Origin of the sequence: Rhizobium sp. CF142, from assembly GCF_000281145.1 — a bacterium.
Lineage (GTDB): Bacteria > Pseudomonadota > Alphaproteobacteria > Rhizobiales > Rhizobiaceae > Rhizobium.
On record NZ_AJWE01000098.1, the window covers coordinates 28418 to 52239 of the forward strand.

General features: G+C 56.4%; 27 protein-coding genes, 1 tRNA gene and 1 pseudogene. 9 read left to right on the forward strand and 20 right to left on the reverse strand.

The window, feature by feature from the left end; translation table 11 throughout:
- Window positions 1–16 precede the first annotated feature (16 nt).
- Entirely contained in the window at window positions 17–823 is an 807-nt protein-coding gene (locus PMI11_RS21225) for a non-homologous end joining protein Ku (RefSeq protein WP_007821101.1), read from the reverse strand.
- Between the two features lie 183 nt (window positions 824–1006).
- On the opposite strand from PMI11_RS21225, the gene PMI11_RS21230 reads away from it, so the two are divergent.
- The 6 genes from PMI11_RS21230 to PMI11_RS21260 all read left to right on the forward strand — a co-directional run bounded on the left by PMI11_RS21230 (window position 1007) and on the right by PMI11_RS21260 (window position 5804).
- On the forward strand, window positions 1007–1240 hold the full coding sequence (locus PMI11_RS21230) for a hypothetical protein (protein WP_007821103.1): 234 nt from the start codon (window positions 1007–1009) through the stop codon (window positions 1238–1240).
- Between the two features lie 655 nt (window positions 1241–1895).
- Window positions 1896–2336 carry a hypothetical protein gene (locus tag PMI11_RS21240; RefSeq protein WP_007821107.1) on the forward strand — a complete coding sequence of 147 codons (441 nt, stop codon included), beginning with the start codon at window positions 1896–1898 and terminating at the stop codon, window positions 2334–2336.
- Entirely contained in the window at window positions 2333–3604 is a 1272-nt protein-coding gene (locus tag PMI11_RS21245) for a relaxase/mobilization nuclease domain-containing protein (protein WP_007821108.1), read from the forward strand. The genes PMI11_RS21240 and PMI11_RS21245 overlap by 4 nt, the downstream gene beginning before the upstream one ends.
- Before the next feature lie 24 nt (window positions 3605–3628).
- The gene (locus PMI11_RS21250; RefSeq protein WP_007821109.1) at window positions 3629–4120 is read left to right on the forward strand and encodes a hypothetical protein; all 492 of its coding nucleotides are present in this window, start codon (window positions 3629–3631) and stop codon (window positions 4118–4120) included.
- Window positions 4117–4347 (forward strand): hypothetical protein, encoded by a 231-nt coding sequence (locus PMI11_RS21255; RefSeq protein WP_007821111.1) that lies wholly within the window; start codon window positions 4117–4119, stop codon window positions 4345–4347. The genes PMI11_RS21250 and PMI11_RS21255 overlap by 4 nt, the downstream gene beginning before the upstream one ends.
- A complete protein-coding gene (locus PMI11_RS21260) occupies window positions 4344–5804 on the forward strand; it encodes a TraM recognition domain-containing protein (protein ID WP_007821113.1) in 1461 nt (486 codons plus the stop codon). The genes PMI11_RS21255 and PMI11_RS21260 overlap by 4 nt, the downstream gene beginning before the upstream one ends.
- Before the next feature lie 25 nt (window positions 5805–5829).
- Here PMI11_RS21260 and PMI11_RS21265 read toward each other — a convergent pair whose 3' ends face one another.
- The 7 genes from PMI11_RS21265 to PMI11_RS21290 all read right to left on the reverse strand — a co-directional run bounded on the left by PMI11_RS21265 (window position 5830) and on the right by PMI11_RS21290 (window position 12020).
- Window positions 5830–7719, reverse strand: coding sequence for a UvrD-helicase domain-containing protein (locus tag PMI11_RS21265; protein ID WP_007821115.1), 1890 nt, complete (start codon window positions 7717–7719; stop codon window positions 5830–5832).
- Entirely contained in the window at window positions 7716–10040 is a 2325-nt protein-coding gene (locus PMI11_RS21270) for an AAA family ATPase (protein WP_007821117.1), read from the reverse strand. The genes PMI11_RS21265 and PMI11_RS21270 overlap by 4 nt, the downstream gene beginning before the upstream one ends.
- Window positions 10041–10204: 164 nt before the next feature.
- Window positions 10205–10492, reverse strand: a complete 288-nt coding sequence (locus PMI11_RS21275) for a type II toxin-antitoxin system RelE/ParE family toxin (RefSeq protein ID WP_007821122.1) — start codon at window positions 10490–10492, stop codon at window positions 10205–10207.
- Window positions 10485–10673, reverse strand: coding sequence for a hypothetical protein (locus tag PMI11_RS21280; protein WP_037071843.1), 189 nt, complete (start codon window positions 10671–10673; stop codon window positions 10485–10487). The genes PMI11_RS21275 and PMI11_RS21280 overlap by 8 nt, the downstream gene beginning before the upstream one ends.
- A gap of 171 nt (window positions 10674–10844) precedes the next feature.
- Window positions 10845–11396, reverse strand: coding sequence for a hypothetical protein (locus PMI11_RS21285; RefSeq protein WP_007821123.1), 552 nt, complete (start codon window positions 11394–11396; stop codon window positions 10845–10847).
- 1 nt (window position 11397) lies between these two features.
- Window positions 11398–11619: a hypothetical protein gene (locus PMI11_RS37400; protein WP_007821124.1), complete on the reverse strand. Its 222-nt coding sequence runs from the start codon at window positions 11617–11619 to the stop codon at window positions 11398–11400.
- 47 nt (window positions 11620–11666) lie between these two features.
- Window positions 11667–12020: a hypothetical protein gene (locus PMI11_RS21290; protein ID WP_037071844.1), complete on the reverse strand. Its 354-nt coding sequence runs from the start codon at window positions 12018–12020 to the stop codon at window positions 11667–11669.
- Between the two features lie 307 nt (window positions 12021–12327).
- On the opposite strand from PMI11_RS21290, the gene PMI11_RS21295 reads away from it, so the two are divergent.
- Window positions 12328–12897, forward strand: coding sequence for a recombinase family protein (locus tag PMI11_RS21295; RefSeq protein WP_051034624.1), 570 nt, complete (start codon window positions 12328–12330; stop codon window positions 12895–12897).
- A 1092-nt stretch (window positions 12898–13989) separates the two neighbouring features.
- Here PMI11_RS21295 and PMI11_RS21305 read toward each other — a convergent pair.
- From PMI11_RS21305 to PMI11_RS21310, 3 genes are all read right to left on the reverse strand, one after another.
- Complete coding sequence (locus tag PMI11_RS21305; protein WP_162137075.1) at window positions 13990–14490, reverse strand: hypothetical protein; 501 nt, start codon at window positions 14488–14490, stop codon at window positions 13990–13992.
- Entirely contained in the window at window positions 14447–14662 is a 216-nt protein-coding gene (locus PMI11_RS37610; RefSeq protein WP_162137076.1) for a hypothetical protein, read from the reverse strand. The genes PMI11_RS21305 and PMI11_RS37610 overlap by 44 nt, the downstream gene beginning before the upstream one ends.
- A 291-nt stretch (window positions 14663–14953) precedes the next feature.
- Window positions 14954–15592, reverse strand: a complete 639-nt coding sequence (locus tag PMI11_RS21310; protein ID WP_007821128.1) for a hypothetical protein — start codon at window positions 15590–15592, stop codon at window positions 14954–14956.
- A 344-nt stretch (window positions 15593–15936) separates the two neighbouring features.
- Between PMI11_RS21310 and PMI11_RS37405 the strand changes: the two genes are divergently transcribed.
- Window positions 15937–16344, forward strand: a complete 408-nt coding sequence (locus PMI11_RS37405) for a hypothetical protein (protein WP_007821129.1) — start codon at window positions 15937–15939, stop codon at window positions 16342–16344.
- Window positions 16341–17357: pseudogene (locus tag PMI11_RS38155) on the forward strand (recombinase family protein); the annotation flags it as partial. The gene PMI11_RS37405 and the pseudogene PMI11_RS38155, both read left to right, overlap by 4 nt.
- Before the next feature lie 496 nt (window positions 17358–17853).
- On the opposite strand, the gene PMI11_RS21325 reads toward PMI11_RS38155, so the two are convergent.
- The 9 genes from PMI11_RS21325 to murA all read right to left on the reverse strand — a co-directional run bounded on the left by PMI11_RS21325 (window position 17854) and on the right by murA (window position 23728).
- Window positions 17854–17929, reverse strand: a tRNA-Phe gene (locus PMI11_RS21325).
- A 246-nt stretch (window positions 17930–18175) separates the two neighbouring features.
- On the reverse strand, window positions 18176–18388 hold the full coding sequence (gene yacG / locus PMI11_RS21330) for a DNA gyrase inhibitor YacG (RefSeq protein WP_007821130.1): 213 nt from the start codon (window positions 18386–18388) through the stop codon (window positions 18176–18178).
- Between the two features lie 183 nt (window positions 18389–18571).
- The gene (locus PMI11_RS21335; RefSeq protein WP_007821131.1) at window positions 18572–19192 is read right to left on the reverse strand and encodes a Maf-like protein; all 621 of its coding nucleotides are present in this window, start codon (window positions 19190–19192) and stop codon (window positions 18572–18574) included.
- A gap of 58 nt (window positions 19193–19250) precedes the next feature.
- Window positions 19251–19469, reverse strand: coding sequence for a translation initiation factor IF-1 (gene infA, locus PMI11_RS21340; RefSeq protein WP_003545338.1), 219 nt, complete (start codon window positions 19467–19469; stop codon window positions 19251–19253).
- Between the two features lie 120 nt (window positions 19470–19589).
- Entirely contained in the window at window positions 19590–20075 is a 486-nt protein-coding gene (locus tag PMI11_RS21345; protein ID WP_193385624.1) for an arsenate-mycothiol transferase ArsC, read from the reverse strand.
- Complete coding sequence (locus PMI11_RS21350; RefSeq protein WP_007821133.1) at window positions 20072–20545, reverse strand: UPF0262 family protein; 474 nt, start codon at window positions 20543–20545, stop codon at window positions 20072–20074. The genes PMI11_RS21345 and PMI11_RS21350 overlap by 4 nt, the downstream gene beginning before the upstream one ends.
- 4 nt (window positions 20546–20549) lie before the next feature.
- Window positions 20550–21848, reverse strand: coding sequence for a histidinol dehydrogenase (hisD, locus tag PMI11_RS21355; RefSeq protein WP_007821135.1), 1299 nt, complete (start codon window positions 21846–21848; stop codon window positions 20550–20552).
- A gap of 34 nt (window positions 21849–21882) precedes the next feature.
- On the reverse strand, window positions 21883–22320 hold the full coding sequence (locus tag PMI11_RS21360) for a DUF2948 family protein (RefSeq protein ID WP_007821137.1): 438 nt from the start codon (window positions 22318–22320) through the stop codon (window positions 21883–21885).
- Between the two features lie 115 nt (window positions 22321–22435).
- Window positions 22436–23728, reverse strand: a complete 1293-nt coding sequence (gene murA, locus PMI11_RS21365) for a UDP-N-acetylglucosamine 1-carboxyvinyltransferase (RefSeq protein WP_007821142.1) — start codon at window positions 23726–23728, stop codon at window positions 22436–22438.
- Window positions 23729–23822: the final 94 nt, after the last annotated feature.

Consider the following 23822-nt stretch of genomic DNA (forward strand, 5'->3'; position numbering starts at 1 on the left):
TGCGGACTTTTTAAGATTACCGCGACTTCCCGCGACCGCCTTCAGCGGCCAGGCTCTTCTTAAGCGCATCCATAATGTTGATGACATTGCCCGTCGATTTCACGGGCGCAGGCTTGCGAGCCGGGGCGGCCTTCTTGAGGCTCTTTTCCTTGCTGCGGATCAACGCCTTCAGCCGCTTCTGAACCGGATCCTGCACCATCGAAGGGCTCCATTCCTTCGTCTCTTCCTTGACCAGCTTTTTCATCAATGCCAGCAACTCGCTATCGACCTTCGCCTTCATATCGAGTTCGGCGGCCGGTTCGCGCACCTCGTCTCCATAACGCAGCGTCCAGAGAATGATGCCCTTGCCTTGCGGTTCCAAGAGCACGGCACGCTCTCGCCGGTAAAGCACCAGCCGGGCGATGCCGACGACATTGTTGGCTTTCATCGCCTCGCGGATCACGCAGAAGGCCTCGATGCCGACCTTGTCTTCCGGCGCCAGGAAATGCGGCTTGTCGTACCAGATCCAGTCGATCGAACCGCGCGGCACGAAAGTATCGATGTCGATTGTGCGGGTACTTTCCAGCCCTACTTCTTCGATCTCCTCATCCTCGAGCAGAACATAGTCGTCCTCGCCACGCGGATAGCCTTTCATCTGATCCCTCTCGGCAACGGGCTTGTGTGTGACGCTATCGACATAGCGGCTTTCGACGCGGTTTTTCGTTGCGCGGTTCAATACATGAAACCGCACCTTGCTCGACTCCGTCGTCGCCGGCGTCAGGGAAACGGACGCGGTGACAAGCGAGAGCTTGAGGTAACCTTTCCAGAATGTTTGACGGGCCATGGGCCATAAACGGAAATGGTCGCGAGAGGTTCCGTCCATTCCATATTGGAGAGAAAATTCCGGCGACGTTCCGGCGGAATGCAACGGCTAAGAGGCCCGGTTGCAATCACATATTCGTTTCGACAATTTCCTGACACGATTTTCGTACCAACTGGTTCGATGTCGTTATGAGCAGGCAAACAAATGCAAAAAGATGATGTCTCCCGAGCCAAGAAAGTCGCTTTCGTCCTCACGCTGTTTTTTGGCGTGATGATATCCTACGCGAAGTTTGCCGGACTGTTTCCGCCGCCGGATTTGAGCGACGAAACAAAATATGGACCGCCGGGCTGGTTCTCAAGCTTCGACCTCGGGCCTTCGCCATTCTCTCGTCCGCCGGAATTCCGGCCGGTTGAAGAGCCGTACGACATTTCCGTTTGAATGATGCGGTGCGGAGCGTCGCAGCCGATGAGAGCCGAAGCGGCCATCGAACGTCAACGCAAAGTGTCGGGAGATTGCATGGGTATCATCCCGCAGTCCGTTCGGCACGATCTCTCAAATCATGGAAGCCCTCTTGGACCTCGACTCTCAGCTTGAGTTAGTACCTGGGGAGTGGCCCGAAGATCGATGGTGTTAGGCTTCTGCCCTGGCTGCCAGGAAAACCAGATAGCGATCGGACGCCGGTAATGCTTGTTGAGGGCATCGGCCGCTTCCTTCTCGAAGAGCGTCCGTTCTTTCGGGCTGTCGGTAATATTTCGCTTTTCGTAGATCACAGTATTCCTCCCCCATTGTTGCGATCCATTTTCGGATCATGCGCAAAAATACACCTGTCCGAAACGGACTAAGGTCTGAAGGTTAGGCGCGATTGTGCTGAGGAGGTGAAGATGGCGCAGGGTTCAGCGTATGGCGCGCTATCCCAGACAGCCACATTCTACAATGCCATGTTTATTTGGATAAGAATGCTTCAGAGATTGAATGGTGCGCCTGTCAGGCGACGAATCGAACCAGATTTTCGCTGAACTGGCTCATTGGGAGCAGATTTTAAAGGATACCTCGCTGGCTCGTCCGGCCCCGCCCTCGCTCTAGGGAGGCGGTCATGTCCCTTCGAGAAACGTTCAACGCCTCAATATCCGGGCGGCGCGATGGGCCGTTAGGCCATAAACCACCCAAGCAGCGGCCCCCGCCGTTCAGCCTGCGCCTTTCGCCGGACGAACGGGCACGGCTGATCGCCGAAGCCGCCGGTGCGCCGCTCGGTTCTTATGTGAAGGCCAAGCTGTTCGGCGCGGCGCTTCCGGTGCGGGTGCGCCGGACGGGTCTGGCGGTGGAGGACAGGACGGCGCTGGCGAAGGCGCTGGCTTTGCTCGGAAGCTCGCGGATTTCCGGCAACCTCAACCAGCTTGTCCGCCTCGGCCATATCGGCGCGTTGCCGATGACGCCGGAGACGGAAGTCGAGTTGCGCGCCACGCTGGAAGATGTGCGCGCCATGCGCCGCCTGCTCATGGCCGCCCTCGGCCTCAAGCCGGAGAATGGGCCATGATCCTCAAGGGAAGCCAGCGCGGCACCGGGCAGAATCTCGCGGCCCATCTTCTGAAAACAGACGACAACGAGCATGTGCTTGTCCACGAACTGCGCGGCTTTGCCGCCGACGACCTGCACGGCGCGTTCAAGGAAATCGAGGCGGTGAGCCATGGCACCAAATGCCAGCAATATCTTTTCTCGTTATCCCTGAGCCCGCCGGAAGACGCGCGCGTTCCCGCCTCGGACTTCGAAGACGCCATAGAGCGGATCGAGCGCAAGCTGGGTCTGAATGGACAGCCGCGCGCGGTTGTTTTCCATGAGAAGGAAGGCAGGCGTCACGCCCATTGCGTCTGGTCGCGCATCGACGCGGACACCATGACCGCGCGTCCCATGTCGTTTTTCAAGCAAAAGCTCATGGCCGTATCGCGCGATCTGTATCTCGAACATGGCTGGAAAATGCCGCGCGGCCTCGAAAATTCCCGCGAGCGCAATCCCACCAATTTCAGCCTGGCCGAATGGCAGCAGGCCAAGCGGCAAGACATCGATCCGCGCTGGCTCAAACAGGCCATGCAGGATTGCTGGAACCGCTCCGACAATCTCAAATCCTTTGCGCAATCCTTGCAGGATCGCGGCTTCTTCCTCGCACGCGGCGACAAGCGCGGCTTCGTCGTCCTCGATCATGTGGGCGAAGTCTGGTCGCTGCCGCGCATGCTGGATATCAAGACGAAGGACGTTCGCGCCCGCCTTGGCGATGGCGAAAACCTCTCATCCGTCGATGACACGCAAAAGATGATCGGCGCGCGCATGACGCCGTCGATCCGCCGTCACATCGCCGAATCCCGCGAACGTTTTCAGAGCCGTTCCGCCAAGCTTGGCGAGGCGAAGGAAGAAATGACGCGCCAGCATCGCGCGGCGCGGCAAAAGCTCGAAGAGCGCCAGAGGATCGAATGGGACGTGCAAACCCGTGAGCGCGCCGCCCGCCTGCCCACAGGCTTTCGCGGGCTCTGGCACCGCCTGACGGGACAATACCAGAAGCTTCGCGCCGTCAATGAAGCGGAAGCCGAAGCCTCGCGGGAGCGGCAGGCGCAAGAGCGCCAAAAGCTCATCGACAAACAGCTTGAACAGCGCGCTGGCCTGCAAACGCAGTTCAAGGAACTGCGCTCGAAACAGGCGCAACAGTTGCTCGCCCTTCGCGCGGATATCGGGCGCTACCTCAAATTCTCGCGCGGCCATGAAGAGCAATCCCGCGCCCGCGAAACATCCATCGGATTGAGACTCGAACGTTGATCCTGACCACAAGGAGGAATACGCATGTCTTCCAACAACAACGATAACAACGGCGCAGTCGGCGCTGTCATCCTCGTCCTTGCCGGACTCTATGTTCTCGGCATTTTCGTGTTCGCGTTTCTTATCTTTATCACCTTTGTTACGACGTTCCTTGCCATTCTCGCATGGAGAAAGCCGCTGACGATCGGCAAATGGACGCTTGCGCCGGAGGAAGCGCGCGCCTTCGTCTGGCGCGGAATCTGCTGCGTGCTTCTGACGCCCGCCTTCCTTTTGCTTGTGAATATTGCCTTGAACGTCACCATCCAATTGGATTTCACCACAGCGTTGATCGGATATATGTTCGGCTCGCTCGGCATCGAGATGCTGATTTCCCATGATAAAGACCGCAACGCGCCGCCCGCGCCCCATACGCCGCCTGAACCGCAGCTTCCGGCCCCGCCACGGCAATCCCTGCCGCGCCAGAAACCGGAATCCTTCCGCTTCGCCCGTTGGGACGATGAGGAGGAACGCGAATGAGCCTGCGCAAGATCGTGGAATTCTACCAGTTCTTCTGGATGCTTGAATCCCACGCGCAGCAGCGACTCGCGTGGGAGGATTCTGCGGAGGCCCGCGTCAATCGCGCGCGGGCGGAAGCGCAGGCGGCGGCGCAACTGCGCGCCATGCTAGCCGCGAACCCGTCCGGCGCGCTCGGCAACGCTGCGCTGAACGACGAGGATGCTTTGAATGAATCGGGGCTGATATGAGCGGCATTGCCATCGACCACGTTCCGCGCCGGATGCGGCGCGGGATCGAACTCGGCTTCAATCGCGGCAGGCCGCTCGTCTATGACGGAACCGAGCCCGTCGCCATCGATGCGCAGGCCGGTAAGGGCAAGCTGGCGCGGTTTCTGGGTGTCAATCTCGTTTCGCCCCGAACTGCGCACCTGACCAAGATCATCACCGATCCGAAGGACGGGGAACTGGCGTGGGTGTCGTGGAAAACGCTCGAACTTCAGGGATACAATGTGCTTTTCCTCAATGCGGGGCAGCTCTACGGCTATCCCTCGCAAAGCTACAATATCAACACGCGCCTTCTTGAAATCGCCGCCCGTCCCGAACTGCGGCCCATCGTCTGGGATGCGGCCTATGATGCCGCCGCCTATCTCGTCCCCATCGACCCGAACCCCGCTCATCGCTGGATCGGTCAGGGCGTGCGAACTGCCTTCGCGCTCTACAACAAGATTACCGCGCTCCACCCGTCCGAACGCTTCCCCTGCACGGCGGGCGGCTTGTGGGATTTTTTCGGGCGGGGGCGCGAAGAGATCGCCGACGATCTTCTGGTCTGGGCGAGCGATTCCCGGATGGAAGAGGAATCCGGCCTTTGCCGCCAGATCGCGAGCCTGACGGAATCGGCGGGTCAGTGGAACGCCTATTCCTCGCTCATCATCGAACGCCTGCAAGGGTTCCAGCCGGGGGCGGCGGCGCGGCTGGTGACGGATTGCAATTCCTTCGATCCGGGGGATATGAAGTCAGAGCGCACCGCGCTCTTCATCATCGGCTCGTCCCGGAGCGAAACGAGCCGCACCTTTGTCGGCGCCATGACGGCGGCGATCATCGAACGCTTCGCCGACGCGCACGGCTCTTTGCGCGCGCTCGTCGTCGGCGAGGAATGGGGGCAGCTTTACGTGTCCAATTTCTATGAAATCCTCACCCTCTACCGCCAAGGCGGAATCAATTTCCTCGGCGTGTTCCAGAACGCCGCCGCCCAGATCGAAGCCAAATACGGGCGCGAAACCGCGCGTATCTGGAAGAAAGCCGTGGCGCACACGCTCTATCGCGGCCTGCCGGACAACGAGACGCTAAAAGACATCGAGCACCGCTCGGGCAAAACCTCCGTCATGGTGCGCGGCTTCAACGTCAACATGAATCAGGTCAACGGCTCGGGCGACAATCTCGCCGAACAATCCCGCCCGCTGCTGCAAGTGGAGGACGTGCGCCTTGCGACCGGCGGCGAAACCGGCCTGCTCGAATCCCGCGACCATGGGTATTTTGTTGTCGATATGCCGAATTTCTGGGAACGACCGGAGATGAGCGGCATGCTTCGAGACGTGCGGCTGAAGCCGGACAAATATGAATGGTTGACAGCAGGAGCCGGAAATTCGGCCTCATCACCGCATGTCAGATTATCGAGCGCGACAAATAGAAAGCTCGCGTCACCGTAGTTCAAAGCAGTGTTTCGTCTCCAGTCTAACTGTAATCAATCTCGTTTTCCTTGAACCAGCCTTGGGCTAGTGCCTGATTTTTTGCGGCTTGAGGATTCTCTGTATACAGAACGACCGATAGACTTTTCTCTGCGCGACTACAGGTTACGTACAAAAGGCGACGAGTGCGGTCTACCCCTGTTTCCTTTCCTTCTTTTACATTCTTGATATCGGTTGGGGACGCCCCTTCGATACCGAAGAGCTTGTTGTAGCCGAACATAAATCCTCGTGCCTCGGAGTCATCGATAATGACCATGACGCGTTCGAATTCCAGACCTTTGACTCCTTGGTGAGTGTCGAAGGAGGCGAGGCCGGATACGTACTGATTATAGAGACTAATCTGGCCAAACGGTGCTTCAAGAAAGCCTTGTAGCGCCGTTACTTTTTCGCTTACTGGATCAGCGTCGTCGTCGGCGGGCTTCGAAACAGTTTTGGACAACCGGAGGGCAACCACCGGCTTTAAGACATCAGGTATCTCAAATAGATTGCTCTCAGCAATGCAATCGAGCACCTTCCCGCAAGTAGGCTCGTCATCATCCCACAATTTCAACAGATTTTTCACTGCGTCGTTCGCCTTCCGCAGTAGAAAGGTGGGATCGGCAGCTTCTTTAAGCGCATCTCTGGAAACCAATGGGGATTTTTCCCGGACGATACGTGCCACAGCGAATTTGTCGTCTTTTTGCCCGAACTCAACGAGAGGTAATACTATCTGACTGAAGAACCGAGTTGCTGGAAGACTTCCATCGAGCAACCCTGTTCTCCAACTCTCTACGGCTAAGAGAGGTTGAAGTACGGCGTCAAACCCCAATCTCCTCGCAGCCATGTGATGTTCGAGCGTTAGAATTTTACAGTCATTACGAACATTCCATTTTTCGTCGCTTGTGATGATCGCCATATCCGTGCGGATCGCATCCTCGACTGCTTGTCGATTTTCGGCACCCACTGAGCGAATATAAAGCCTGACGTGACCTTCGATGGCGTCGCTGCGTGGCACCTGCGCATGCTTGTCTGCAACAGATCGTATTTGATTTATGAGCTCGACAACCCGTTTCGGGCAGCGGTGATTTAGCTTTTTCTCAGGCGTTTTCCAAGAAACTGGCAGGCTCTTTTCTATTTTCTCTTTGCCGTCAGCATAGATGCGTTGCATTACATCGCCGATCAGTCCCAATCCAAATCTATCCTCGTGCGCCGCGGCTGTTGCGAAAAAAGCGTCAATCAAATATTTGTTTGTGTCCTGGCTTTCATCGATCAGCAAGAATGGAAATCTACCAATCAATATCCATTGCATCAGGGGCTTTGCGGTAAGAAACGCAGCACAGATCGATATGACTTCAGAATGGTTTAGGGAATTGGGTTCGCTATTCTCGCCGGTCGGGCTGTAAACAAAAGATGATATCTCGTCTAATCGAGAAAGCCGCTTTGTCTTTGACACTATCTGCGATTGCCGCGTGATCGACGCCTTTGTACCAGCCCGCCCTTTCGATTCCTCAAGGTTTAGCCTGGCGATGTCCGCAGCGAGATCGATCCGAAGCCATTCTCGGATATCACTACTAAACCCTTGGATTAGCTCCCAAGCGAAACTATGAATCGTTGACACATAAAATAGGCTACTAAAATCAGAGCGACGTTTAATTTCATCGCAGGCAGCATTTGTATAGGTGATTACTCCTACACGCTGACCGCGAAAGGCAAGATATCGCCCGTGATTTCTGCGAATATGGCCAAGCGCTTTAACGAGCGATCTGGTCTTGCCTGATCCGGCGCCCGCGAACAAAAAGAAATTGCGAGGATTTTCTGGATTCAAGTACGTGGCGAGTTCATCGTCAACGTGGTCATCAATGCCTACGTTAGAGGCAGGAATCGCTTCGACTATCATGCTGCGGCTTTCGCGTTCTGCGGCTCGGGAGTTAGAGCGGAGGTAGCGACACCCAACTCCTGCTGCTGTTTGCGCAATTGCGTAGACAACCAGAGAAGTCCCTCTTTGATGTAATGCGGCGCCTGAAGCGCTTTGGGATCTTCAATTTCAAGGAGGTCGAGAGCGAATTCCGCCTTTCCTCCACTTTTTAGATCATCAAAGAGTTTCTGGCCAAGTTCACCAATCGACCCGCTCGCCGCGATAGACGCTTTGAACCTTGCAAACAAACCCTTCCCTGTAGTCGTGGCGAAATAATCAAGGTTTTGGAATACCAATGCGTCTTCAAGCGTATTGGCAACGGCTTCCGACGCGACACCTTTAAACTGAACCTGGACGGGGCTTTGGTAGGCAACCCTCATGCCAAAGCGTTCATCTTTGTAATTCTTAATTTTGGCTTCTGGCTTTACATCAAGAAGCGTGTCGAGGTCATCACTCGCGGGCCACCAGCCGCTGAGGGTTGCGTTTCGGGATTTTTGTTTCGCTCCCCTTTTCGGAGGAACAGAAATTCGTGCATCCGTCATTGCATCGAGGTCCGTCACAACCAGGGTTGTAAGTCCCAAATGTTCAATTAATGACCGTAAACGGTGCGCGTGGCTCCCGCCAATTTCTAGCCACGTAACATAGCACTCGGCAAGATCCGCAAGTTCGGGTTGGGTGCTGACAAAGTACGGGACTAGAACTCGCTCCGCTGGGCCTTCCACAAGCACGGCGGCATCCGCGAAGAAAAGATCGCAATGAGTGACGTTCAAGTACCGGGTGACAAAGCGCTTAGTCTCAATGTCTGTTCCAAAAACTGTACCAAGATTGACAACGCATGAGGTCGGCACGCTTTTCATTTCTGATGGGAGGCGCCGGAAATACCGCAAGGCGTCGAAGTCACACTCATGTGCAACATGACTAGAATGCGTACTGACAACCATCTGCGTTGAAAGGGTTGATTTCGACCCAAGCTCCTTATGCTTGCGAAGAATTTTGTAGGCTTGTCTAATAAAAACTTGCTGCACTTGCGTATGAAGATGCGCCTCCGGCTCTTCGATTAAAACTAGATGGAGCGGAGGGACGAGCATATCCGTCTCAAGATCTGAGCTCGAATTTGCCTTTCCTACGCGCATCCAAGCGTCCCGGAAGCTCATCAGGCGAAATACCATAGAAATCAAATTTTGGTATCCAAGGCCATTTGAGTCCTCGGGCAAATTAAGATCAAAAGCGTGTTCGCCGTCGACCATTTGAATCATATATTGGACCGCTGCCTCATGATTGAGTCCGTCAACTGGCTTCAACCGTGTAGAGATGTTTAGACGCGGGTCCGTTACACCTGGATAACCGAGTCCCTGCACTTCCTCTAGAGCTGGGGCAAAGCCCTCTCGCAAGCGATCATCGAAAGCCTTCTGAGCTGTTTCAATTGCTTTAAGCGCCTGCAAATCTTGCGCGTCAGGGTTCTCGTAGGGATCAAGATGACGATTCCAGTAACGACGAAGCTGGTCAGACATCCGTCTTGTTCCGGATGCGCCAGTAGCAGCATTGTCGTCGTCTGGGTCTTTGGAGCCTTCGGACTGCCCAAAACCCCTCTGTGCACTGATTTCATCAATGCGAATAAGACCCTTGAAGGGTTCGCCATCAACGGGCTCTGCTGTAACGGGCACAATTTGTGGCTGGGCAACGCCGAACTTTGGATCAGCTATCTTCGCAGGGTCGAGAATATAAGCTCGAACAGTGAACTGCTTGGAGAGACGACGTTGCAAATACTCCGTCAAAGATTTTGGCCAAAGCATGATGGCTTTTGCGGAGCTATCGGTCGTAGCTGGTGGAGTGTCAACCGCCTGAATAGTTTTGGCGTCATCGCGTGCTGCGAGATAATCCTTTTGTAACTGAAGCGAATCTCGCGGTTCGAATCTCAAGCGAACGCCCAGGAGACCTCCATCCCAATCGAGTGTCGGAATGAGTTTTTGCACGTAATGTGCTTCAGCCTTTGTAACTGACAGCCACAGGTCAACGAACGGAAGGATTGGAGTCCAATCGGGCAAGGCAAGCTCCTGATCGGCTGCCTTTGAGTCCTCCCAAGATTGGCCCATGGCATCAATGATCGGCCAATGAGACAGTGTGAAATCATTTAAGGAAAACTTGTTGCGCTCACGCTCTACCAGAAAGTGCCGGAGAGCAACCATTGCGGACGTCTTGCCGCTATTATTGGCTCCCACAAACACTGTTTTTTCTTTGGACAAGACTATCCTAACGCCCAAAAGCTTTCGGAAATTGCCGATCTCAACGAATTCGATGTGCATAACTGCCCCTCCAGGTAGCACAACCTAGCACTACATCTTTGGGGACGCGATAAAAAGTTGGCTTATACGCCAGCCGCCGCCCGGCGAACAAAGGCTGCCTACACAAATCGGTTCAATTCAGCCGTTTCCTTGTCGATCTCGTCGGCATACTCCCCGGCAATGCGTCAGGTAAAGCTTTCCGGCCATTTGCGCGATGCGTGGAAAATCGTGATTATTTCGATACGTTCACGCAGGCGGTAAACAACGATATACGGGGTAGCTCTCACCACGATTTCGCGGGTGGTTTCATCGCGCCCGATACGGCCTATTTTCGGATGGTAGGTGAGTAGACCAACGGTCTCAACAATCCGGCGCACGACATTTTCAGCCGAGCGCGGACTGTCGAGGGCGATGTAAGAACCTATATCGTGAAGGTCTTGCCGCGCCGTCTCAGTCCAAAAAAGTTCATCCATTTGGAATGAATTTTTGGATGGTAGCTTTTATCTCATCCGGCGATGCGAACCGGCCCTCATCGGCGTCTTTCAGGCCAGCCTTGATCTTTTCAGCCTGCCACGCGCGGACATCCGCTGTCGCCTCGCTTGAAGTAGGAAAGGTGGCATCGTCAAAAGACAGCGGTTTTTGCGTGGTGCTCATGGAGCCATTATCACATTTCGGGAGCCGTTTTTGAACAAGAAACTTCCCCTCTCAATTTATGCAAGTCGGACAATAGGTTATAAGCTGCCGGGCTGGCTCTGACAAATGTCGCCGCACCCCCTCCTTGCCTCCAGCGCAGATGCAATCTGACATTTTCCTGGGACGGCCGGCTCATTGGCTGTCATCCCTTCGCTCGAACGCCCACGAGCAAAGCAAGCGCAATTTGTCCTCGGCAAGCCTCATCAAACCATCATAACGGGCCAGATCGTCGGCGGGTTCGGTGCCGTCCCGTTCGAAGATGCGCCGCGCGTGATGCATGGCGGCAAGATGCTCCAAAACCCTGTTTTCCCGCGTCATGGCCGGATGATCTTCCAAAGCGGCGCAGACTGACTGCCGCAAGTCCTGCAAGGCAAGCTGCCGCTGCGCGGCGCGTTGTGGCGGGCGCATGCTCATTTCCAGCCGCTCTTCGGCGGCTTCCTCTTCGCGCCGCTGGCGATAATCTTCATGGTCAATAATGTCATGCAGCTCGGTCAGGATATATTCGGCGTTCGCATTCAGCACCTGTTGGGCTAGGAAGCGGTCGAAGTCACCCTCAACTTGTTCGCCATACTCACTATAAAGCTCCATATGGGCGTAAAGGCCGGTGGTCACGTAGGTTTCAAGGTCCATGACCTTCTCGATAAACGCCTTCATGGCCGCGATTCCCTCAACGTCGCCGGACATCTCAGTGTTTCCTCGCTGCGGACGCGGCCTGCAAAGCTTCGAGTGAGGGAAACCCCTCCTCCTTGCATAGTTCCAGATAGCGCCGCCACGAGTTTTCCAGCCACAACGTATGGCGCTCGATGCAGTAGGCGGATTCACCGGCGAAAAACTCTTCGATAATCTCGGCCGGGGATCGACCGGCAAGAAGCATGATGCAAAACCGCTCGATGTCTTCGGGACGCATGGGGTCAACTCCAAGGCTATCGGCGATAGTCGATCAATCCACGCGGCCTAGTCAATGCGTTTTGCGACCGACGCAATGCGCGGAACGCGTTCCGACCAGGCGTAGCCAATCCGAAGTTGGCTTTGCGGCGTTATGGACTCGCAGAAAAACTTCAGGTGAATCCATTTCCTGGCCCCTATGTTTGTTATCCTTTCGCAATAGCGTGAATCGCCGTCCGCGACCCAGACGACGATATCGTCGGCCTTCTCGCTGAGATTGGAAATTCGCATTTCGACGGTACCGTTGACGGCTTTCATCTGACCGATTTCAAGACCTTCGGCGTCATTGGCGAACGCAGGGCTTTGAAAGGATACAAGGGCTGCTGCCGCAACGGCGCAGGATACAAAATAACGGCGCACCATCTTCTCCTGTTCGGTGGAGCGTTGGTTGCTGGAAGGTTCATCAATGCGTGAGAAATCCCGTCAATACTTGGAGATGCCTAAGTGTAACGAGGGATATTCAGCTTCATTTTAAGAATAGATTGGGATTCTGGACTATTGGCAGCGCTCATAAACGACCGTTTATGTTGACATTTGAATAACGATGGCCCGATATGCTGTTGTGCTACGGAAAGCCGGAGGTTTCGCGGCTTCCGCGATGACGCGGACAGCCGGCACAAAAGGGGTCGTTTAAGTGCCTCTCCGAAGCACCAACCTTTTGAAAGAACGCATGAAAAAGATCGCATATCTGCGTGTCTCGACCGCAGAGCAGAACCCCGACCGGCAAATCGAGGGCCTGAAACATATCGCTGACGAGCTCCACATCGAAACCCTATCCGCCGTGGCACGGCACAGGCCGGTCTATGACAGGGTGATTGGCCGCCTTCGGCGCGGCGACATGCTCGTGGTCTGGGCGCTCGACCGGGCCTATCGAAGCGCCAAGGATGCGCTGATAGAACTCGACGCCTTGCGGGAACGGGGCGTGTATTTCCAGATCGCCAATCTCGATCTGGACACGACAACGCCGCACGGGCGGTTCATCTACACCATCATGAGCGGCGCTTCCCAATATGAGCGGGAAATGCTGATCGAGCGGACCAAGGAGGGGATCGCCGCCGCGCGGGCGCAAGGCAAACGGATCGGCAGACCGCCGAAATTGACGCAAATCCAGTTGTTCGACGCGCATCATCGGATCGTCACCGGCCAAGCCACGCGGGTTCAGATCGCCGCCGAATACAAGATTGCACCCTGGAGCCTGACGCGCGCTATTAAACGATCCGTGGAAGCTTTGCCGAACTGATCTCTCCCCTCCGCGAAAGCTCTGGGGTGTTCTCTTCCATCAAAGCAGGATTGCAGGCATCGTCCTGCAACCCTGCCACGTGGCGAACGCGGGGGGCAGAGTGTCAAGGGCAATACCGGAGCCACGCGCAGCGCACAGCGCGAGCATGGCGAGGATATCGGGCGCAGCCGAACCCTTGATGCGGCGTTGGGGGCAGCGCCACCAGTCTTTCTTTGGGCGGTCCAGCGCATGGCTGGCGCTCATCCAATGTGCGCAACGATTGGTCGGGTGTCCGGTAGGGAGAAGCGCCTTGTCGGTCGTTGGTGGTGCAGGAGGAGAGCGAAATCGCCTTCCTGCTCGATGGGGTCCAGGGGAGAGCGAAGTCTCCCCACGGTCGTGTCCAGGCGCGAAAGCCTGGTGGGGGATTCCAAAGGGCGGCATACGCCCATGGTCGTGATCCAACGGCGAAGCGGTGGTCTGGGTGGGGTCTTGGGGAGGGGCGCGAAGGCCCTTCTCTCAAGCGCGATGAAACGGCGGGCGTTTCGATGGCGCGGACGAGGCTCAATGCCGAGGATGCGCCAAGGCTGGGGGAATGCAAACGGGGGGCGCAGCACCCCCTTTGCCAAGATTTGCGGTACTACACCGCACATCTTGCGATCAGCCGGGAAAGGTTAGAACGCTGAACCAGCAGGCGAAGAGAGCCCTGTTCGTGGTCAGTTGGGCTTTTCTGTTAGTTCTCCGTGAAAATCAAATTCGGAAACGCCTGCTGCGTCATAGGATCGAATTAACATGCCTGGGACATATCCGGCTGTCTTGGGGCAATAAAACACGCCACTGGACACAGCTCGTATCTTTGGCAACTGCCTCGCCTCGACCTTTTGAAGCGGGTATTTGATGTGCTGCCTATATAATGTGAGTTGGCCCACTACTTCGGAAATGTACCCCGTCGGCGGTCTCGTTATCCACCGAGGTTCATACAGAATCCATCCATTAGGAAGGACATTAACGGTGAGCTCGAATTTGCTATATTCGCCCTCGACAACGTACGGTCGCGTAACGGGTGAATCCTTAAGGGGAAAGCCTTCCCTACTGCCTATAATTTTCTTCTTGCTGCTATTTGCCATCCTGAACGCTCTCGACTGTTGAACGGGAAGCCTGTTTCTCGATCAATGGCTGAAGTGGATTTATTAGCGGAGAAACCAGTACTATAATATAGAGAAGAACACCAAGCATAATACTGGTCATTAAAGAGCTAAAAATTTGCTCTCTAAGGCGGCCTTTTTTACTAATCTCGTCAGAAATTGCTGAAATTTTATCTTCAATCTCGTAAATTATATTTTCCGAAAACTCCTTTATAGAGCCGTTAAATATATCTGTTGATATTTTTGTACTTATAACTTCTATCTCGTCTCGAACTCTCTTGTTGATGTATGAATTTATCAGTGAATCCGCGTGCGCCCTCAAGCTGGGCACGGACTTCACATCGAATTCATTATTTAAGTTTTTGTTGATTTTCAGGTAGATATAAAACGCCACTATCCCGTTAAGGTCTTCGTCGCCTTTTATTAATTTACTTCGGGCAGATTCTAATATTTGCTGCGCCGATCGTTCCATCTTCAGAAATCCCACGAGTTCTTTCGGGCTTCAGAACCTGAGCATCGCTTACCGGCGTTGCCAGGAGGTCTTTAGATGAAGAAAAAAAAGTTACTTTGACCCCGTCTTTACCAGATTTTTTTGATAAGTCATTCGCCGGTCGGACTGAGAAGACTTCTTTGCTTTGCGTCATCGTATTACCTTCTTGTGAAAGATAGACTATCGGACATCAGAAAAGCAACTAGAAATTTCGAATCTCAAGAATCAGTCGGCACTACTGATTCGCGTTAGCATTAACACGCGGGCTGGTGCAGAGCTTACAAGGAGGCTCTTTTCAACAGATTAATAATAGTTAAGGGAGAAGCTTGGGGGGCGCACCGGCGCAACGAAACTCAACCGCGCAAAATTTCTTAGTTCTTAGTGCAGAAGAGTTCGGACCTCAGACAGGGAATCTGATTCACGTCGGTCGGGCTCGAAAACATCTTTACCATCTTCCGCCATGCTGGATTTCCCTTATTGACCGCAATTCTCTCCGGCGCGTGGGCAGTCGATAATCCTGCGAATTCCTCTCCATCCACAACAACCTTTGCTCCATCTGCCGGAATACGGCCAGCAGCCCCTGCTTTTGGTTGAGGGGTTTGCTGCCGACCGGGCCGCAGATGCGGATTATTTCGAGCAAGTGCCCGAACATCATAGCGTGGACGGCTTCCGTAGCGCGCCCTTCATTCATAATCGCAAAATGAAACCGCCAGTGGCTTTCCGCAAAATGATAGTCCGGCTCGCTCGGGGGCGAGTTGAGCCCGCGCTTTGCCGCCGACCGCTTTAAATGAAACTCGATCAGCCTGCGCTCGAATTCCGGCTCGGCCAGTGCCGAGCCGTCTGCGGGATCGCCGCCCTGATAGATATCCATAAATAGCCCCACTTCGAAAAAGAATTTTCGCAGCTTGCCCCAAATGACGCTGATGGAATTGATGCTCAAATTGATATGGCGGGCGGTTTCGGCGGCGGTGTCGTCCAGCACGAAGTGCCATAGAGCTTTTTTAAACTGGTAATCGCTGATCTTGGCGGAATGGTAGAGCGGCTTCGAACGCCGCGCGGATTTTGCTTTTGCAGGCTTCGCCATGTCGCCAATTTCCGTTTTCTGCCAAAGGCATAGCAAGGAAAACCCCGGCCTTTCCGACGATTTTGCTTGTACAGACTGCGCGGTCGCTATCTGGCGCGTCGTTGACCGGCAGGGTATTACATAAATACACGCTTCCTCGCTTCGAACGAAAGATTTTGACGGCTTTAAAGCCGGAAATCCGCCGCGAGGAGATACGCCATGCCGATAGATTCTTACCTCCGCTTAACGCGCCAACGTCCGCGATTGCCCATGCCACGCAATACGCAAAATAGGAATTTATTCTTGCGCACGCGTGGGTTGTTCCTGTATTGTTCCGTTCGCCTGCTCTCGAAAGGAGCGGGCCAATGAAAAACAAGAAGACGCGGAAAGGCGGGACGGCAATGGACGGTGAATTGAAGATATTGAGGAATGATCCGCCAGCGGTCCGGCCTGTGTCCTCCGTGCCCGCCGCGCCCGATCTGGAAAAATACCGCCGCCATGTCGCACATTTCGATCTGTCGGAAGACCAGAAAACCGAACTGATGCGAACGGTCTGGCAGATCATGCAAAGCTTCGTGGACCGGGCGTTTGGTGAGGACGCCGCCCAGCTTGCGGCGCGCGATGTGGAGAAGTCGGATGTGGGAGATGAAACGAGCGATTCCGCTGTGATAGCATCGGAGCACGGCCCCACATTCCAAAACCATCAAGACCTGCCCAGTGTCTTTGCGCACCATGCCGCGAAGCGCGGCGGCGGGAGAAAGGATCGATCATGAACCCATTCCAGACCCAAAAAGCCGTTTTGTATTGTAGAGTCAGTTCTGCAAAGCAACGCATTGAAGGCGATGGCCTTGCAAGTCAGGAGCGGCGTTGCCGCGACTACGCCGCCATGAAAGGCTATGAGGTCGTGGAAGTCTTCCGCGACGATGTGAGCGGCGGCCATGCCAACCGCCCCGCCATGATGGCGATGGTCAAGTTCCTCAAAAGCCACCGCAAGGAAGGCTATATCGCGATTATCGATGATATCAGCCGGTTCAGTAGAGACATTCGCGGCCATTGGGATTTGCGCGATTTGCTCCGCGAAGCGGGCGGCAAGCTGGAAAGCCCGACCATCGAGTTCGGCGAGGATTCCGACTCCATTCTGGTGGAAAACCTGCTCGCGTCCGTCTCGCAGCACCAGCGGCAAAAGAACGCCGAACAGACGCGCAACCGGATGCGGGCAAGGCTTCAGAACGGCTACTGGCCGTTCAGATGCCCCATCGGGTTTCGGGTAGAGCGGCAGGCCGGTCACGGCAAGATGCTGGTGCGCGACGAGCCTTACGCCACGATCATCGCCGATGTTCTGGAAGGGTTCGCCAGCGGACGCTTCGAGGCGATTTTCGAGGTGAAACGCTATCTGGAAGCGCAGCCCGCGTGGCCGAAGGATCACAAGGGCGAGGTTCATCCCGAGCGCATTTTCGAGCTGTTTTCGCGTCCTGTTTATGCTGGTTACGTCTCCAGTGAGGATTGGGGCGTGGAGCCCATTAAGGGCAGGCATGAAGGCCTGGTGAGCTTCGAGACATGGCTTGCCGTGCAGGAACGCCGCAAAGGCAACGCCAAGGTCCCGGCGCGCAAGAACTTAAGTGAATCCTTCCCGCTGCGCGGATTCGTCTGCTGCGCGTCGTGCGGCGAACCCTTGACGGCCTGCTGGTCGAAAGGGCGTAGCGCGTTGTATCCTTATTATCTTTGCGACACCAAGGGATGCCGCGACCACCGGAAATCCATCCGCAAGGAAAAAATCGAAGGCGCGTTCGAGGCGCTGCTCGCCACGCTCAAGCCGTCCGAAGGTCTGTTCCATCTGGCCTTCGAGATGGTCCGCGATCTATGGGACGGCAGAACCGCCAACGCGAAGATGCAGGGGCGTTCGCTCGAAGGCGAGATTCGCGCCATAGAGAAGAAGGTCGACTCTCTTCTCGAACGCATTGTCGATGCGTCGAGCGATTCCGTGGTCAAGGCGTACGAGCGCAAGATCAAGGAACTCGAAACGCAAAAGACGCTGATGCAGGAAAAGATCGCCAGTTGCGGCAAGCCGCTCAAAAGTTTCAGCGAGACTTATCGAACCGCGTTCGACTTCCTCTCAGACCCTTGTAAACTTTGGCATTCGCCCCGTTTGGAAGACCGCCGCGCGGTGCTGAAACTGGTCTTTGCCAACCGTCTCGCCTATGCGCGGAACGAGGGTTATCGAACCGCAAAAATCTCAACACCTTTTAAGATGTTAGGAGACATGAACATGTCTAAAAATGGAATGGTGCCCAGGACCGGAATCGAACCAGTGACACGCGGATTTTCAATCCGCTGCTCTACCAACTGAGCTACCTGGGCTAGCCATGCTTCTTAGGAAACATCCTGCTTGAGAATGTCAGGGCCTTGGTTCGCCCCGGAAGCGAGCGGGGTTATAGCATCTTGTTCGCCCATGGCAAGCATCAAATGATAGTTTTTTGACGGTCCTGCGGATTTTGGCGATTTGCGAGGAAAAATAAAGGCTTCGCGGTGGAAAACCTGCTCTGTTCCTTTGTCGTCATGCAATTGCGGACGCAAAAACCGCTGCACGTTTTTGCTGGAGTTGCCCTAGTTTTCCTCGTCGGGGTAATCCGCCTTCGTCTCGTCGTCGGCCACGGGGATGGCGTAGGAGCCCGTCAGCCAGCGCGACAGGTCCACTTCGCGGCAGCGGTTGGAGCAGAAGGGATAGTGTTCTCGGTTCGACGGTTTACCGCATTCCGGGCAGGGGCGCGTCTTGCGCAGCGGCTCGACCTTGCCGTCGGTCTTCATTTCATCAGACATGGTTTCCTCCTACAGCATCGGCCCGAAAATCGTTCCGATTTTCGGAAAGCCTGACGCGTAGACTCAACAAGGCAGAGCGTCCTTTGTGCGTCCGAATGGACGCACGGCGCTAGTTTTTTATTGCACGCATGTCGTTATCGCAAAACCGCTGCACACTTTTGCGCGACATGCTCCATCGGGAGATCAGCCCTCGGGCCAACGGCTGTGGACATCGAAGCCCTCGCCAGTCAGAAGCAGAATGGTTTCATAAAGCGGCAGTCCCACGACATTGGTGTAGGAACCCACCATTTTCTGCACGAATGTGCCAGCCAACCCTTGGATGCCGTAAGCGCCGGCCTTGCCGCGCCACTGGCCCGAGGCAATGTAGTTTTCGATCTCGAAGCTCGACAGGCGCTTGAAGCGCACTTTCGTCTCGACGATCTTCTGGCGCACCTTGCGGTCGGGCGTGATCAGGCAGATGCCCGTATAGACCACGTGATTGCGGCCGGAGAGCAGGTGCAGCGAGTTTGACGCCTCATCGGCAAACTCCGCCTTGCCGAGAATGCGGCGACCGACGGCGACCACCGTATCGGCGGACAGGATATAGCTGCCCTTCCAGGTGATGTCGCCCTTGATGGCGGCAAGTGCCGCTTCCGCCTTTTCGCCGGAGAGGCGGCGAGCGAGCGAGCGCGGATGCTCCGACTTCTTCGGTGCCTCGTCGATATCCATCGGCATCAGGCGCGAAGGCTCGATGCCAGCCTGATTGAGCAGATCGACGCGGCGGGGCGAGCCCGAGGCCAGAATGAGCTTGTATTTTAGCGCCATGGAACCTCGACCATCGGCAGGCGGGAGCGGAAACTCCGGGGAGCTTCGCAGACCAAGCTTACTTGAAGCGGTAGGTGATGCGGCCCTTCGTCAGGTCATAGGGTGTCATTTCGACCAGAACCTTGTCGCCGGCGAGAACGCGGATACGGTTCTTGCGCATGCGGCCGGCGGTGTGGGCAATGATCTCATGCTCGTTTTCGAGCTTCACGCGGAATGTCGCATTCGGCAGAAGTTCGGTCACGATACCCGGAAATTCGAGGACTTCTTCTTTCGGCATATAAGGGTTTTCTTCCTGTGTGTTGGGTAAAGCGGCGCTGGGCGCCTCAAAATTTGCGCGGAAACTACACAATCAACGGGGATTTGTGAACCTCGTAGATCGGGCTTTCTATCTTTTGTTTCACGCCGATTGCGCGGCGATGCCATTTCTCTTGAGTAGCCGGCTTTCAATGAGGCCGGCGAGGTGATCGCGAACCTCTCGATAGCTGTCCAATATCTGCTCGCGCGTTCCGGTCACGACCGTCGGATCCATAGTCGGCCAGTAGACCACGTCAACGGCGCTGGAGCGGGTCAGCTCGAGTGCTGCGTGATGGGCCTGCGGTGAGAGCGTGATGATGAGGTCGAAATAATCGTCCTCAAGCTCCTCCAGCGTCTGCGGCTGGCGGCGGCCGAGCGACAGGCCGATTTCTTCCAGCACCACATCGACAAAAGGATCGCGTTCGCCGGCGCGAACGCCAGCAGACCTTATATAGGTATTTCCGGGCAGAATGCTACGGGCGATCGCTTCTGCCATCGGCGAGCGGATGACATTCAGCCCGCACATGAAGAGGATGGCGCCCGGCCGCTTTCCGTCCTCCGTTTCGACGTGCGGCTCCATCGCCGTCATCCGCGCCAATAGAGTACGCAGACCAGCGTGAAGAGACGCCGGGCGGTATCAAAATCGACATCGATCTTGCCCGAGAGACGATCTTTCAGGGTCTGCGATCCCTCGTTATGGATGCCGCGTCTGCCCATATCGATCGCCTCGATGCGGCTCGGTGAGGCCGAGCGGATCGCCTCGTAGTAGCTCTCGCAGATCATGAAATAGTCTTTCACGATCCGGCGGAATGGCGTCAGCGACAGGATATGGGTTGCAACATTCTCGCCCTTTTCCGTGGTGATGGAAAAGACCAGCTTGGAATCGACCAGCGAAATGTTCAGCCGGTAGGGTCCGCCGGCATGACCGACGGGTGTAAAGGAATTCTCCTCGATCAGGTCGAAGATCGCCACCGCCCGCTCATGCTCGACATCAGGAGTCGAACGGCCGATCGTATCGTCAAGGACAACGTCGCAGAGCCGGAAGTCGTCCTTCACCATTCCCTCACCTTTCGAGGTTCAGGCGGATCGCGACCGATCGCGCATGGGCATCGAGGCCTTCGGAAACGGCAAGCGCAATCGCTGCCGGGCCAAGATCACGGAGCTGCTGCGGACCGAGCCGCAGGATCGAGGTGCGCTTGACGAAGTCGAGAACCGAAAGGCCGGAGGAGAAACGGGCGGAACGCGCCGTCGGCAGCACGTGGTTGGAGCCGCCGACATAATCGCCGATCACTTCGGGCGTGTGGGCGCCGATGAAGATCGCGCCGGCATTGCGGATCTTATCCACGAAGGCATCGGGATTGGCGACGGCGAGTTCCAGATGTTCGGCGGCGATACGGTTTGCGAGCGGAATGGCATCCTTGAGATCGGAGACAAGGATGATTGCGCCAAAATCGCGCCAGCTCGCCGCAGCAGTCTCTGCACGGTTCAGCGTCTTCAGCTGCCGTTCGACGGCCGCTTCGACCGCCTTACCGAATTCTTCGTCGTCGGTGATCAGGATGGCCTGGGAGCTCTCGTCATGCTCGGCCTGGGCGAGCAGATCAGCGGCAACCCAATCGGGATTGTTGTCCTTGTCGGCGATGACGAGCACTTCTGACGGGCCGGCGATCATGTCGATACCAACAGTGCCGAAGACCTGGCGCTTGGCGGCGGCGACATAAGCATTGCCGGGGCCAGTAATCTTGGCAACCGGGGCGATCGTTTCCGTGCCATAGGCAAGGGCGGCAATCGCCTGCGCGCCGCCGACGCGGTAGATTTCATTGACGCCGGCAAGTTTGGCCGCGGCCAGCACCGCCGGATTGACCGAACCGCCTGTCGCCGGCACGGCGATAACGATGCGATCGACCCCTGCAACCTTCGCCGGTACGGCATTCATCAAGACCGAGCTCGGATAGCTCGCCGTACCGCCGGGCACATAGAGGCCGACGGCTTCGATTGCCGTCCAGCGCGAGCCGAGGCCAACACCCATGGCGTCCTCGTAGATATCGTCCTTCGGGAGCTGTCGGCGGTGGTGAGATTCGATGCGGAGTGCGGCAACCTTCAGCGCGCCGAGGACTTCGGATGGAGTGACCTCGACGGCGTTGTCGATTTCTTCCTCGGTGACGCGCATCGGTACGGTGGCGTAGTCGATGCTGTCGAACTTCTTCGAATATTCGGCGAGAGCGACATCGCCGCGGGTGCGAACGTCATCGATAATGGCGCGTACCACGGCGTTGACGTCTTCGGAGACTTCCCGCTTGGTGGTCAGAAAAGCCGCGAAACGCTGCTCAAAACCATCGGATGCCTGATTGAGCCAGATTGCCAAGGCGGTATTCCTTCTCTGATCGAAACTGTTGGGCTCAGGTGCCGGGGTGACGCGGCTTGGAAGTCGTTTCCCAGGCGCCGCCGATATCGGCAAGCTGCACTTCGATGCATTCGACCTCAAGGACGATCGAGGCCGTGCCGGACAGCGAAAGCTCCAGCGTGCCTTCCGGCCCCTCGCCCTTCTGCTCGAAACGCAAGGCCAGCAGCGACAGCACGTCGTCGCGCCGAGCACGGTCGATGCCAATCGAGCGGACGGAAAGCACGCGCTTGAAAACGAGAGCAGCGCGGCGTCGTTCGAAACCCTTGCGTTTGCGGGCCGCCTCTTCCCAGACGAAACGGTTGGTAGCGAGCGAAAACTGCTTGTCGCGCGGCGACCAATCGATATCGGCCACCTTGAAGACGCTGTCCTGCATATGTGCGGAAATGACGGCCAAGTCTTCGCTATCGAGCGCAACAAGCTTCAGGTCGGTCATCCAGCCTCTATCCCATGTCTTTCGGCCGCAGCAGCGGCGGATCTGTCAGACAAGGGAAATAAGGCGCGACGGCCAAATACGCAACCAGGATAAAGGGCGCATAAGCGCCCTTTTCTTACTCGCTGACGCGTTCGACGATGGCGCCGCAGCGGGTCAGCTTTTCTTCCAGCCGCTCAAAGCCACGATCGAGGTGATAGACGCGGGAAACCGTGGTCTCGCCTTCGGCGGCAAGGCCGGCGATGACGAGAGAGACGGAAGCGCGAAGATCAGTCGCCATGACCGGGGCGCCCTTCAGCCGCTGGACACCTTCAATCTTCGCCGTCTGGCCCGACAGCGAGATCTTCGCGCCGAGGCGGGCAAGCTCCTGTACATGCATGAAGCGATTTTCGAAGATGGTTTCCGTGACATGCGAGATGCCGGACGAGCGGGTCATCAGCGCCATAAACTGCGCCTGCAGGTCGGTCGGGAAGCCCGGGAAGGGATCGGTGACGATATCGACCGGCTGGATGCCGGCGCCGTTACGCTTGATGCGCATGCCATTGTTGGTCGACGAGATATCCGCGCCGGCGCGGCGCAGCGTTTCCAGCGCCGTTTCCAGCAGAGCGATATCGGTATTTTCGAGTACGACATCGCCGCCGGCCATAGCGACGGCCATAGCATAGGTGCCGGTTTCGATACGGTCAGGCAGGACGCGATGGCGCGCGCCCGAAAGCGAGGTGACGCCTTCGATCGTGATGGTCGAGGTGCCTGCGCCGGAAATTTTCGCGCCCATGGCGTTCAGGCAGTTGGCGAGGTCGACGACTTCGGGCTCGCGTGCGGCATTGCCGATTACGGTCGTGCCGCGGGCAAGTGTTGCCGCCATCATCAGCACATGCGTCGCGCCAACGGACACTTTCGGGAAGGTGTAGTGGGTGCCGATGAGACCGCCCTGCGGCGCCTTGGCATTGATATAGCCGCCATCGATTTCCATCGTCGCGCCGAGCGCGGTCAGGCCGTCGATGAAGAGATCGACCGGACGCGTGCCGATGGCGCAGCCGCCCGGCAGAGAAACACGGCAATGGCCTTCGCGGGCGAGAAGCGGACCGATGACCCAGAAGGAGGCGCGCATCTTCGAGACCAGCTCATAGGGCGCGGTGGTATCGACGATGGTGCGGCAGGTAAAATGGATCGTGCGGGCGTAGGAATCTTCCTGGCGCTCGCGGCGGCCGTTGACGGCGACATCGACGCCGTGATTGCCAAGGATGCGCATCAGCAATTCGACATCGGCAAGATGCGGTACGTTTTCCAGCGTCAGCGTATCGCTCGTCAAAAGCGAGGCGATCATCAGCGGCAGCGCGGCATTCTTGGCGCCGGAGATCGGAATGATGCCATTGAGCTCATTACCGCCGACAATTCTGATACGATCCATGTGTACCTACGGGCGAGGCCCGCCTTTCTTGAAAGGTTTTGCCTGTGGGGGCAAGGCAAGAAGTGGGGGTCTTTAGAGCAAATCCCCGCACGCT

What these genes read in the sequence shown, in the direction of transcription:
- PMI11_RS21225 (WP_007821101.1), bottom strand. Translation starts at nt 823, where the DNA reads ATGGCCCGTCAAACATTCTGGAAAGGTTACCTCAAGCTCTCGCTTGTC.
- PMI11_RS21230 (WP_007821103.1), top strand. Translation starts at nt 1,007, where the DNA reads ATGCAAAAAGATGATGTCTCCCGAGCCAAGAAAGTCGCTTTCGTCCTC.
- PMI11_RS21240 (WP_007821107.1), top strand. Translation starts at nt 1,896, where the DNA reads ATGTCCCTTCGAGAAACGTTCAACGCCTCAATATCCGGGCGGCGCGAT.
- PMI11_RS21245 (WP_007821108.1), top strand. Translation starts at nt 2,333, where the DNA reads ATGATCCTCAAGGGAAGCCAGCGCGGCACCGGGCAGAATCTCGCGGCC.
- PMI11_RS21250 (WP_007821109.1), top strand. Translation starts at nt 3,629, where the DNA reads ATGTCTTCCAACAACAACGATAACAACGGCGCAGTCGGCGCTGTCATC.
- PMI11_RS21255 (WP_007821111.1), top strand. Translation starts at nt 4,117, where the DNA reads ATGAGCCTGCGCAAGATCGTGGAATTCTACCAGTTCTTCTGGATGCTT.
- PMI11_RS21260 (WP_007821113.1), top strand. Translation starts at nt 4,344, where the DNA reads ATGAGCGGCATTGCCATCGACCACGTTCCGCGCCGGATGCGGCGCGGG.
- PMI11_RS21265 (WP_007821115.1), bottom strand. Translation starts at nt 7,719, where the DNA reads ATGATAGTCGAAGCGATTCCTGCCTCTAACGTAGGCATTGATGACCAC.
- PMI11_RS21270 (WP_007821117.1), bottom strand. Translation starts at nt 10,040, where the DNA reads ATGCACATCGAATTCGTTGAGATCGGCAATTTCCGAAAGCTTTTGGGC.
- PMI11_RS21275 (WP_007821122.1), bottom strand. Translation starts at nt 10,492, where the DNA reads ATGGATGAACTTTTTTGGACTGAGACGGCGCGGCAAGACCTTCACGAT.
- PMI11_RS21280 (WP_037071843.1), bottom strand. Translation starts at nt 10,673, where the DNA reads ATGAGCACCACGCAAAAACCGCTGTCTTTTGACGATGCCACCTTTCCT.
- PMI11_RS21285 (WP_007821123.1), bottom strand. Translation starts at nt 11,396, where the DNA reads ATGTCCGGCGACGTTGAGGGAATCGCGGCCATGAAGGCGTTTATCGAG.
- PMI11_RS37400 (WP_007821124.1), bottom strand. Translation starts at nt 11,619, where the DNA reads ATGCGTCCCGAAGACATCGAGCGGTTTTGCATCATGCTTCTTGCCGGT.
- PMI11_RS21290 (WP_037071844.1), bottom strand. Translation starts at nt 12,020, where the DNA reads ATGGTGCGCCGTTATTTTGTATCCTGCGCCGTTGCGGCAGCAGCCCTT.
- PMI11_RS21295 (WP_051034624.1), top strand. Translation starts at nt 12,328, where the DNA reads ATGAAAAAGATCGCATATCTGCGTGTCTCGACCGCAGAGCAGAACCCC.
- PMI11_RS21305 (WP_162137075.1), bottom strand. Translation starts at nt 14,490, where the DNA reads ATGGAACGATCGGCGCAGCAAATATTAGAATCTGCCCGAAGTAAATTA.
- PMI11_RS37610 (WP_162137076.1), bottom strand. Translation starts at nt 14,662, where the DNA reads ATGACGCAAAGCAAAGAAGTCTTCTCAGTCCGACCGGCGAATGACTTA.
- PMI11_RS21310 (WP_007821128.1), bottom strand. Translation starts at nt 15,592, where the DNA reads ATGGCGAAGCCTGCAAAAGCAAAATCCGCGCGGCGTTCGAAGCCGCTC.
- PMI11_RS37405 (WP_007821129.1), top strand. Translation starts at nt 15,937, where the DNA reads ATGAAAAACAAGAAGACGCGGAAAGGCGGGACGGCAATGGACGGTGAA.
- yacG (WP_007821130.1), bottom strand. Translation starts at nt 18,388, where the DNA reads ATGTCTGATGAAATGAAGACCGACGGCAAGGTCGAGCCGCTGCGCAAG.
- PMI11_RS21335 (WP_007821131.1), bottom strand. Translation starts at nt 19,192, where the DNA reads ATGGCGCTAAAATACAAGCTCATTCTGGCCTCGGGCTCGCCCCGCCGC.
- infA (WP_003545338.1), bottom strand. Translation starts at nt 19,469, where the DNA reads ATGCCGAAAGAAGAAGTCCTCGAATTTCCGGGTATCGTGACCGAACTT.
- PMI11_RS21345 (WP_193385624.1), bottom strand. Translation starts at nt 20,075, where the DNA reads ATGACGGCGATGGAGCCGCACGTCGAAACGGAGGACGGAAAGCGGCCG.
- PMI11_RS21350 (WP_007821133.1), bottom strand. Translation starts at nt 20,545, where the DNA reads ATGGTGAAGGACGACTTCCGGCTCTGCGACGTTGTCCTTGACGATACG.
- PMI11_RS21360 (WP_007821137.1), bottom strand. Translation starts at nt 22,320, where the DNA reads ATGACCGACCTGAAGCTTGTTGCGCTCGATAGCGAAGACTTGGCCGTC.
- murA (WP_007821142.1), bottom strand. Translation starts at nt 23,728, where the DNA reads ATGGATCGTATCAGAATTGTCGGCGGTAATGAGCTCAATGGCATCATT.